Origin of the sequence: Tychonema sp. LEGE 07196, assembly GCF_963890365.1 — a bacterium.
Classification (GTDB): domain Bacteria; phylum Cyanobacteriota; class Cyanobacteriia; order Cyanobacteriales; family Microcoleaceae; genus Microcoleus.
The window spans coordinates 1-10,201 of record NZ_CAWPRX010000100.1; the positions used below are offsets into that span (position 1 = coordinate 1).

Below are 10,201 nucleotides of genomic sequence, written 5' to 3' on the forward strand. Positions count from 1 at the left end.
AAAGGGAATTTGAGCAGTCTCAGTCTCAATTACATCAGACTCAAAGGGAATTTGAGCAGTCTCAGTCTCAATTACATCAGACTCAAAGGGAATTTGAGCAGTCTCAGTCTCAATTACATCAGACTCAAGGGGATTTGTCTACAAACAAGTCAGTGTTGCACAAGACAACCAGAGAATTAAAGCAGTCCCAATCTCTTCTTTATCAGACTCAAGAAGAATTGGAGCAATCTCAGGCACAACTGCATCAGACTGAGATAGCGCTGCAACAGTCTCAGACGCAACTGTATGAAATTCAAAGGGAATGGGAGCAATCTCAGATACAACTGCGTCAGACTGAAGAGGAAATGGAGCGATCGCGATTGCAGCAAGCTATAGCCGATCGGAAAAATGAACCTCTGGAGATACAGTATCCAGTTTTAGTGTGCGAAGCTTGGTATGCTTATCAAAATGGTGATTTGCTTAAAATGAGAGAGTCATTACAGGAATCTTTGAAATGCACGCAGTTGTCACGAACAGAAACAGTCAATAATTGGTTAGAGAGTTTTAGCAATTTTGGTTCAGAAAAAGGACAGCAACTCGATACCTATTCTCTGACAAATTCCGAAGAATGGAAACAATTGATGCGTCAGGTATTGGCAGCTAAGCCAATGTCATTGGCAAGCGGAAAAGGCAAAGGTTCTAGCTAGCTATCGTTAAAGAGATAAAAGCAATGCAGCAAATCCAGACAGAACGGACGCAAACTGAGGCTATCGTGCATCAGACTCATGGGCAACCGAGACAAGCGAGTGACTTAATTCTTTTGGTCTCAACGCTTGCAGCTCAATTGCACCAGACTCGCGAAGAATTACACGAAGCTCACGAGTTACTGCACTTGATGCGGGAGAAAGTGAAGCAATTGGAACCATTAAATGTTTTACTGTACGAGACTCAGAGAGAATTGGAGCGAACGCAAGCTGCGACCCAACAGCTTCACGAAGAAAAAGAGTGGCTGGAATCTAAGCACCAAGCTTTGAGACAGACTGCACAGCAATTGCAAAATGAATTGAAGCTAGTACAGACTCAGGCACATCAAACTCAGAATGTTCCCCTGAAGTAGATGTGCTATGTTAACCGCGTTTTGCTTTCATGGCAATCCGCAGCCTGACCAATTATGAATTCTGCCTAATTGATTATGAACAAGGAAACACTAAACTCTTCTTTTGGTATTAATGTTGCAGGTTTTGTGAAAGGAGAGTTTGGTATCGGGGAAGGAATGCGTGCCAATCTTAGATCGCTTGAAGCTGCCAGGATTCCTTTTGCGATTAATAATTTTCACATAGATTGGCATCGCAACTTAGATGCAACCTATCAAGAACAAGACTTAGCAAAAGATAACCCCTATTCTGTCAATCTCGTAAATTTTAACCCTGACGGTATAGCTACATTTCTTGAATCTTGGGGTTCTCAATATTTAGAAAACCGATACAATATAGGATTTTGGGCATGGGAACTACCGAACTTTCCTCCTGAGTTACAGTTTGGTTTCAATTACTTTGATGAAATATGGACTTTTAGCAATCATGCCGTAGAAGCCATATCAGCAGTATCGCCTATTCCAGTTATCAAGGTAATGCCTAGCCTTGTTTTTCCTCCCGTCTCCTTGGGCAGAGAAGCCTTGGGATTACCGAAAGACAAATTTATTTTTCTCTTCATGTTCGACTCTCTCAGCACATTTGAGCGCAAAAATCCTCGGGCAGTTGTTGAAGCCTTTATTCAGGCTTTTGGTAAATCCAATGAAGATGTTTGTTTAGTAATTAAGTTTTCTAATTCACAACATTATCCCCGCCAGCGAGATGAATTTAAGGCACTGGCAGAGCAATATCCATCTGTTCACCTCATAGAAGGGCATTTGATGAGGGATGAGGTGAATGCCTTAATTTACAATTGCGACTGCTATGTATCGCTGCACCGCGCTGAAGGTTTTGGCTTGACAATGGCTGAAGCGATGTACTGGGGTAAGCCGACGATCGCGACTGCTTACTCGTCTAATATAGAATTTATGAATGTAGGTAATAGTTTTTTAGTCAAATACGATTTAGTGACTATTTCTGAAGATATCGGGCCTTATAAAAAGGGTAATATTTGGGCAGAGCCTGATATTGAACACGCAGCAGCACTGATGCACTACGTATTTCACAACTACCAGCCAGCAAAACTTGTAGGAGCAAGAGCTGCTCGTGAAACTCAGTCTTTATTGAGTCCGCAAGCTATTGGGAAAAAGATTAGAAATCGTTTGGAAAATATCATTGCAACCAAGATAAATAGCCAAGATGATTTACAGCGAAAACAAGATGACTTGCGGCGAGAAAGAGATGATTTGCGGCGAGAAAGAGATGGGCTGGAATGCCAAGCTCAAGCCTGGAAGAACACTGCACAAGCAGTTCAAATCGAAGTGGAGAAGGTGCAGTCTAAAATAAAAAAATCTGATGCAGAGATTGAGCATTTGAAATCTTTAATTGAACGAAAAGAAGCCTTGCGAGTCTAAATAAGGGAATGCAAAAATCATGCTAGGATACTCATAAACCTAGCATGATATGATTAATGTTTATGCGAGTGCACTTTTCGCCAGAAGAAATGCTCGCTAGCTGCTTTTAGCTAATTACAATATTTGCATTGTTTCTATTTGATTGATAAACGTCTTGGCTATGACTGCCCAATCAAACTTTTGTTCGACATATTGCCTAGCATTCTCTACACGTATACTCTTGATTATAATATTTTCATCTCTGAGACGCGCGATCGCTTCAGCAAACTGCTCGATCTCTGCAATGATACAGTGCTGTTGGTGTTCCAGCCCCAAACCCCTCGATCCAGTGGGAGTAGAAATCACCGGAATGCCTGCTGCCAGATAATCCAGCATTTTTAAATTCGTACCTCCCCCAGACAGCATAGGATTTAAAGCCACGTCAGCAATTCCCAAAATAGCACTTTTAGTTTCGTCGTCTACAAATCCCATTGCACTGACGTTTGGCGGCGCCAGGTGAGGTTCAGCACCTAAACCTACACTTCCCAAGGTTAGAAATTTAACATCAGGAAGCTGTCTGGCCATCTCAAACATACAGCGCACAGCATCTACATTGGGAGGATGCCCGCTGCCAGCAAAGACTGCTAAGAAATTTTGGGAAAACCCCAACTTTTCTTTTTTCAAGAGTCGCTGAGTCAATGGAACGTAGCTTACACTCTCTAAATCTCCACCGTTAGGAGCGAAAACAAATTTATTTATATCTACATTATATATTTCGCTCATGAGTTTGGCTTCTCCAGGAGAACACGCCATAATTAAGCTACTAACTTGACAGCATTCTTTCTCAACCTTGCGGGTTAATTCTAATAATTCCCTACCTCCTGAATTATCTGGAAGAATACCTTTTTTTAGTTCAAATTCTACATTGTGAGCTTCATACCAAATCGGCAGATCAGTCACTTCTTGAATAGCTGGAAGAAGATAAGGATGGGAAGCAACTACAAAATCTGAATTTTCTGTAGCCTCTCTTAAAGCCAACATATAATCTCGCGTCATATGATAAATTTTAGGCATTACCACATCGCCAATACCAAATGGTGTTCCTATCTCTCGTTGAATATTCTGCTCCGCTTCTTGATGCTGCATTGACCTAGGAATCCTCGTTTCCCAGAGCCCGGGAGAAATTTCACCTCTAAATACCCTATCGTTAACATCAGTCAAAGTAACTAACTCTATATCAAATTTGTTAGTTAAATGCCGATAAAAGTGAAATACGCGAAACTGCCCGCCGTATCTAGGGGGGAAAACGGGAAAAGGTGGAACTACAGTGATTTTTTTGCGCTTTTGTATCGTCTTGTGGCGTTGTATCGTTGTAGTTAAAGGTATTGGGGTAGTTACAGGAGATTGAACAGTTTCATCTAGCAATCGGGCAACTGTATTTGCCCATGTAATTTCTTGAACCTGCTTTTGACCAGCAAGCCCCATCTGCTTTGCTCGATCGCGATGTTCGCAGAGATAATCAATGCGTTCGGCGATCGCCTGCGGGTTTGGTGGAACTGAAAACCCTGTTTCTCCATGCCTGACAAACTCATTAGTCCCCCCCGAGTCAGTACCAGTAATTACAGGCTTACCGCTCATCATTGCCTCTACGGTAATCAGTCCGTAATCCTCATCGTAGGGAATGTAAAGAACAGCCAAAGCATCCGCGTAGAGATTTACCAACTCGCGATCGTTAACAAAACCAAGAAAAGTAATTCTTTTGTCATCACCCGCAATTTGTTTGAGACCTTCAAGCTCGCCACCAGTTCCAGCTATTTTAAACTGTATATTCGACTTGACATATCTCATAGCTTCAATCAAGTGAGCGATGCGTTTGCTGCCGTATTCCAAACGACTGGCAGTAAATAAATAATCATCTTTCCCGATCCGAAACCCTGTTTGAATTGGTGGCGGATAAACAACTTCTATCTGGCTGTTAACCGGAAAATAATCCGGGCGTTTTATGACATTATGTGATAACGAAGCATACTTCTTAATTGCAGTGGGAGCTAATGCTATACCATCTAAGAAATGAACTATTTGACGGGTGAGCGGCCCTGGATATTGAAAAGCATCTGCTGATATGTGTTCGATATTTGAACGAATTTTGTTCAGCCTTTCATAAAACTCTTTTAACGCAGTTCGAGCGTCTTGATTTCGATACATGAACTCCTGCAATGCACAAATTTCTGGATTGTTAGTAGTGTAGATTTTTGGATAAGTTGGTGGATACAAATCATATAAACCGCGTGATGTGTGGAACATATAGCAAATATGATGTTGATGGTTTACCATCCAAGCGGGATACTTGCAGGAAATAACCGCATCAAAGTGACTTAAATCTAGTTGGGAAAATCGCCAATAGTTATCCATTAAATCCCAGAAATTAATTTCTGGGCTAGGCAATTTTATTAAATCTGCCTGATGTGCAGTATGCTGATTGATGTGATGCAGCAGACCCCACCAAACATTTTCTGCACCCCCAATCCGAAATGGTATTCCACTGGGAGATACTATCGCTATTTTCATATTTATTTCCTGATTAATTTATTGTTTTTTCCGCGGTTACGTCCATCAACCAATCAGACACTACTTGATATTCAATATTTCCCAAACCTGCTTCTTCTAAGTAATGAGTCATTAAAGTTTTGGTAAATCCTGTCAAGTGCCAATCTCCCTCACAAGCTTGTGACCCGTATAAAAATTGAACCAACAGTTTCTGAGCTTCAACTGATTGATGTTTTTCCGACTTAAACAGCTCCAGTAAATCGATGAGACTGGTTGTTCTTATTTTTAGTATACCTCCCTGTTTCAACAAACGACCCCATCCTGTTAGGACGGGTTGTGTATCGCACCTAGGCATATGTTCTAGACAGTCCTGAGCAATGATTTCGTCATAGTAACCTGATGGCAACAAATCTAAATGTCGGATGTCCGCTACTAAGTCCGGCTTGCCAAAGTCGTGAAGGTCTACATTCAAATAACCCTGTTTAATATCCCAACCGCAGCCAAGATTTAAGCGTCGGGGGTATTTAGAGTAGTCAAATCCTTTTAACTTAAATTTCAATTCCTGCGCTTTAAACTCTGCTGATTCCCGAATAGTGGAGATTACCTGCTGGCGCGTACATTTTCTCTCAGTAAGTACGCTAAAGAAATGATGGTAGCCTTGCACGTCAGAATCTCTTAGCATATACGTGCGATAAACTGCTTGCACAAAATCTTGATGACTGAGGTGAGCAGTTTCTTGCAAAAATGTCGCGTCGTTTATTTTGCTTGGTTGAATAAAAGAGTCGTTCAAAATCGCAATATTCTCCTTGTCGCGGTGGTTATTTGTTGGCAAAAACACTTCGTCCTTCAGCGGTACTGGCTGATTATAATTTGCCTGGATGATTGCGGTACTCCTCTCATTTTCTGATTCACCTATTTGCTCATAATCTTGATTTGCTAGCTTGCGCCGCATCCAAAAACTACCGCCATGTTTATAGACTCGATCGAATTTTTCATCGGCTGACCATAAAGAAGATAAAATACTGGATAGTTCTGGATGCAAACTAGCATAATAAACTGGCAATACTATTTCGTAATCATTTAAGCCATTAGCTAATAAAGTACCTAACAGGTACTGCTCGTTATAATATCTTTCTTGCCAAGATTCTGGGTAGTCAAATGGCCAGAATATATCATGTATTTGCAGGTATACACCCGGATTCAGTCGCGGCATGATGTCAAGGAAGCAAATGGTGACATCAGAATTCATAAAACATCTATGAGAATTATCAATGAAGACAATATCGTTTTTCTGGAGATTCTCAAATATATTTAGATCGATTTCCTCTACAGGCTGACGAATCACCCGATCGCATATATCATCAATTTCAGATCTAGGATAAGGATCGATCGAGATAATCTGGGTCTTCAAATTATTGTCTCTAATCGCTCTTCTTGCAAACTTAGTCGAATTGCCCGAACCAACTTCTATGTAAATATTTGGTTTTAACTCAGCAATCAAACAATAGAGAGAAATGCTATCAAATGCTGGGAAGTATGGATTAATGTACAAAGGTTCCCTTGCATCTTCATTGCTATCTACATCTATATTTGCCAACTGATGAAAATACTTCGGAAAATTCTGCAAAACTCTCCGATACACTTCATCATTAGATTCCACCGCTTGACTAATATACTTATTAGGCTGGCTTTTGGTATAGCGCGGTTTGTTACTACTACTGGTGGGATATTCCAGCTCAATTTTAAACATTTTTTCTCCTTCAATTTCTAGGTTCTATTTCAGGTTATTATCCCTGATGATGTGAGAGCATGAGCATACTGTTCTGCATTGTTAAGTGGCTCAGCCGCACCGCTCTTTGTGATTAATGCTGCAAATTGTACATAGCACGATGGATCGACCTGTTTAGCATTTGTTATGCTATAAATTTTGATTTTCATGCCCTTTAGATTCTGGCATACTCGACTAAAAACATGATCGGGATCGTAAAATCGACCGTGACGGTTCCCCCATCCGTAGGCGCAATAAACTGTAGCATCATCGTCAAATTTGACTCGTTGCGGTATTGAAACAGCCGGATCGGTTTGAATTGCATATTCATCAAATAAATAGAATGGGGTAATACATACGGCACCACCCGGCTTAAGTATCCGCGACACTTCTTGAATAAAACCCTGATCTGAACCATTTTCAAAATGTTCAAATGAGCAGTGGAGCGCCATTTTAGTTGCAAACCCATCCGCTACTGGCATATTCGCTGCGTCTCCTCCGATTTTATTGCCATTCAATCCATGAGGGTAATCAAGGTCTTGCAAATATGCTTTCACACCAAACAGGCGATGATAAATTTCTGGTGTGGGGCTGTGCTGGCTAGCAATATCGATGTAGATGTCTTTGTCGTTAAGTTGTAAAAGTTTGGCTGCTATGTAGTGTTCTAGAGTTTTTTCCGGTAGATTAAAAGAGTAATAGTCAGGGAAGTCCTGTACATATCGTGCATTCTGAAAGTATTGGCGATACTCTTGCACGTCCACTTCATAATTTTCTACATCAATTCCTAGATTAACAAGACCCTGAAATACTTTTTCTTGCGAATCAGGGTTGTGGATGACACCACCTTGTTTTTGGGGATTAGGTATTTCAGGATGATAGTAATTAAAATCAGATTTTGGCTTGGTTACTACTGCCATCGGCTTTTCAATATCAATTGGCTTCACTTCCCTAAAAATAGGATTTTTTTCTTCCTTTTTAGTTATGTTAAACTCTCTTTGAATCACTCTTTTTAAGGTTAAGTTTACCTGTGTTCCCGTCAATAATTCCTCTTCAGAAACCGCACATACTTGACCATACTCGTCTATTTTTGTTATTCCAAACCCCATTGTTAATAAGTTATAAGCAAAAGACTTTGGATGAAATCCAGCATTTTGAATACGGGAGCTATTAAAGCTCATATAAATACTTGCATGGGGATTTTGATCTAGTAATTTCTGCATCCCATTGAAAATAATAGGAGTCACTCCTTGAGCTTCTATACTAATCGCATCTATTCTGGGTATCTCCACAAAAACTTCATCCAGTGAATATGTTTCAAATTCATTCAATCGATCGTTTATTGGCAAAGGAAAAGTATTTATGTTGGCGTAGACCTCTTGAATGGATACTTGGATTTTTGTTTTTGCTTCTTCTGCTACAACATGAAGCACCGTGATTTTTTGTTGATTGTGCTTGATTTTTAGTTCTTTTTTGAAGCCAGCGTATTCAAAAAGGCGATTCTGTATTTCTCCAACGGTAAGTATGTCTGACATAATTTTACAATGGTAAGTTTTTAAATTCAATACTATGAAAAAAGACTAGCATTTTTTTTTCGATCATTTGGTCAAGTTGATTTAGATGTATTTGCCCTAATGGTGGCTAAGTTATTCTGATCAAACTCATAGATTTTTGACCTCAAGTTCAATGGCACGGCGATAAGCCTGACTTGCCTCATCTACTTTACTTGTTTTAGCTAAGGCATCTCCTAAATTGTTATGTGTTGCAGAGCAATCTGGGTTTAATTTTATAGCTTTGCGGTAGGCAGCGATCGCCTCATCCAGATTTCCTTGGGTCATAAAAGCTGCACCCATCTGCTGATAAGACGAACTAGAATCGGGGTTGAGTTGAATAGCCCTGCGGTAAGAAGCGATTGCATTTGCCCACTGCCCTTGCTTTGCTAGAGCTTCGCCTAAGTAGTGATGAGCTTCCCAGGAATCGGTATTTATCTCAATAACCTGACGAAAAGAGGTGATCGCTTGATCTAAATGATTTTGTTGTACCAGAGCTTTGCCTAATTGTAAATAGAGTACAGGGTCATCTGACTTAATCTCTAGCATTTTTTGGCGATCGCTCAGCACATTGTTCGGATTCAATTCTATTGCCTTGTAATAACAGTTCAACGCTTCATCTAAATCCGACTTAGCTTCTTTCGTGATAGGTTGGACGCGCGATCGCTGTCTGAGAGCATCTCCTAAATGCTGAAGTACCACATCCGAGTTAGGCGCAATTTCCAAAGCTTTCCGATAAGCAGAAATTGCATCATCCAACCGCCCAAGCTGATATAGGGCAAACCCCAAATGATCCTGAGCCTCCAGCGAGTTAGGTTCTATTTTAACAGACTTGCGGTAACTACCCACAGCTCTCTCCCACTTTTGCTGTGCTGCCAGCGCATCTCCTAAATGTTGGTATATTATAGCAGCATCAGGGACAAGCTCAAGCGTTTTATGGTAGGATTCGATCGCCTCATCCCAGCGCTGGACGATCGACAAAGTATGCCCCAAATAATGGTGGACGATCGCCGAACCCGGTTCCAAATCAGCCGCTTTCGAGTAAGATGCGATCGCCTCCTCCCATTGACCCTGTGCCGCTAAAGCCGTTCCCAATTTATAGTAAAGCCAATGGAAATCTGGTTTTAACTGAATCGCCTTTCGGTAATAACCCACGGCTTCTGCTAATTCATTCTTACCTTGCAAAGCCTCTGCCAACTTCAGGTACAAATCTCCCTCGCCCGGATTTAGCTCGATCGCCCTTCGCAAACAATCCATCCCTTCATCAACCCGTCCCAATCTTGCCAAAGCCTCCCACAAATTTTGGTGAGGCAAAGCCGATTCCGAGTCAAGCTCGATCGCCTTCCGCAAACAACTTACAGACTCATCCAATTGACCTTGCAAGCACAAAGCCTGACCCAAACTGTTATAAAACTCATAAAAATCTGGATAGAGATCCACAGCTTTGCGATACGCTGCCACTGCCTCATCAAGATTGCCCTGCTGTTGCAAAACCTCCCCGAAATTGTGCCAAGACCAAGCCGAATTCGGGTTGAGTTCGCAGGCCCTGCGGTAACTTTTCTCCGCCCCATCCCGCTGCCCCAATTTCGCCAAAACCTCACCCAAATTGTGGTGATACCAGGAAAAATCCGGGTTGAGTTCAGTACAGCGCTGGTAGGCGGCGGCGGCTTCCTCAAATTTATCGGACTGTTTCAGGAGGTTGCCTCTATGAAAATAATTAGAAGCTGTTTCTTCATGCACTTGTAACGAGTTATTCATAATTTTGTACCGTAGATTTCATTTTTTTTAGCTTGGTCGATCGGGGTCGATAAGCACCTTATACTAATGTCAACATTC

6 protein-coding genes and 1 pseudogene are annotated in these 10,201 nt (G+C 41.3%); 3 read left to right on the forward strand and 4 right to left on the reverse strand.

Annotation, left to right across the window (positions count from 1 at the left end; translation table 11 throughout):
* The 3 genes and pseudogenes from AACV78_RS12295 to AACV78_RS12305 form a co-directional block, all read left to right on the forward strand.
* Positions 1-686 (forward strand): annotated as a pseudogene (locus tag AACV78_RS12295) (hypothetical protein); the annotation flags it as partial.
* A gap of 23 nt (positions 687-709) precedes the next feature.
* Positions 710-1,096: a hypothetical protein gene (locus AACV78_RS12300; RefSeq protein ID WP_194012582.1), complete on the forward strand. Its 387-nt coding sequence runs from the start codon at positions 710-712 to the stop codon at positions 1,094-1,096.
* A gap of 75 nt (positions 1,097-1,171) precedes the next feature.
* The gene (locus tag AACV78_RS12305) at positions 1,172-2,524 is read left to right on the forward strand and encodes a glycosyltransferase (protein WP_194012581.1); all 1,353 of its coding nucleotides are present in this window, start codon (positions 1,172-1,174) and stop codon (positions 2,522-2,524) included.
* Positions 2,525-2,638: 114 nt separating this feature from the next.
* On the opposite strand, the gene AACV78_RS12310 is transcribed toward AACV78_RS12305, so the two are convergent.
* The 4 genes from AACV78_RS12310 to AACV78_RS12325 form a co-directional block, all read right to left on the reverse strand.
* Positions 2,639-5,071, reverse strand: a complete 2,433-nt coding sequence (locus AACV78_RS12310; protein ID WP_194012580.1) for a glycosyltransferase family 4 protein — start codon at positions 5,069-5,071, stop codon at positions 2,639-2,641.
* A gap of 13 nt (positions 5,072-5,084) precedes the next feature.
* Entirely contained in the window at positions 5,085-6,800 is a 1,716-nt protein-coding gene (locus tag AACV78_RS12315) for a class I SAM-dependent methyltransferase (RefSeq protein ID WP_228042695.1), read from the reverse strand.
* 29 nt (positions 6,801-6,829) lie between these two features.
* Positions 6,830-8,350 carry a class I SAM-dependent methyltransferase gene (locus AACV78_RS12320; protein WP_194012579.1) on the reverse strand — a complete coding sequence of 507 codons (1,521 nt, stop codon included), beginning with the start codon at positions 8,348-8,350 and terminating at the stop codon, positions 6,830-6,832.
* Between the two features lie 126 nt (positions 8,351-8,476).
* Complete coding sequence (locus AACV78_RS12325) at positions 8,477-10,123, reverse strand: tetratricopeptide repeat protein (RefSeq protein WP_194012578.1); 1,647 nt, start codon at positions 10,121-10,123, stop codon at positions 8,477-8,479.
* Positions 10,124-10,201: the final 78 nt, after the last annotated feature.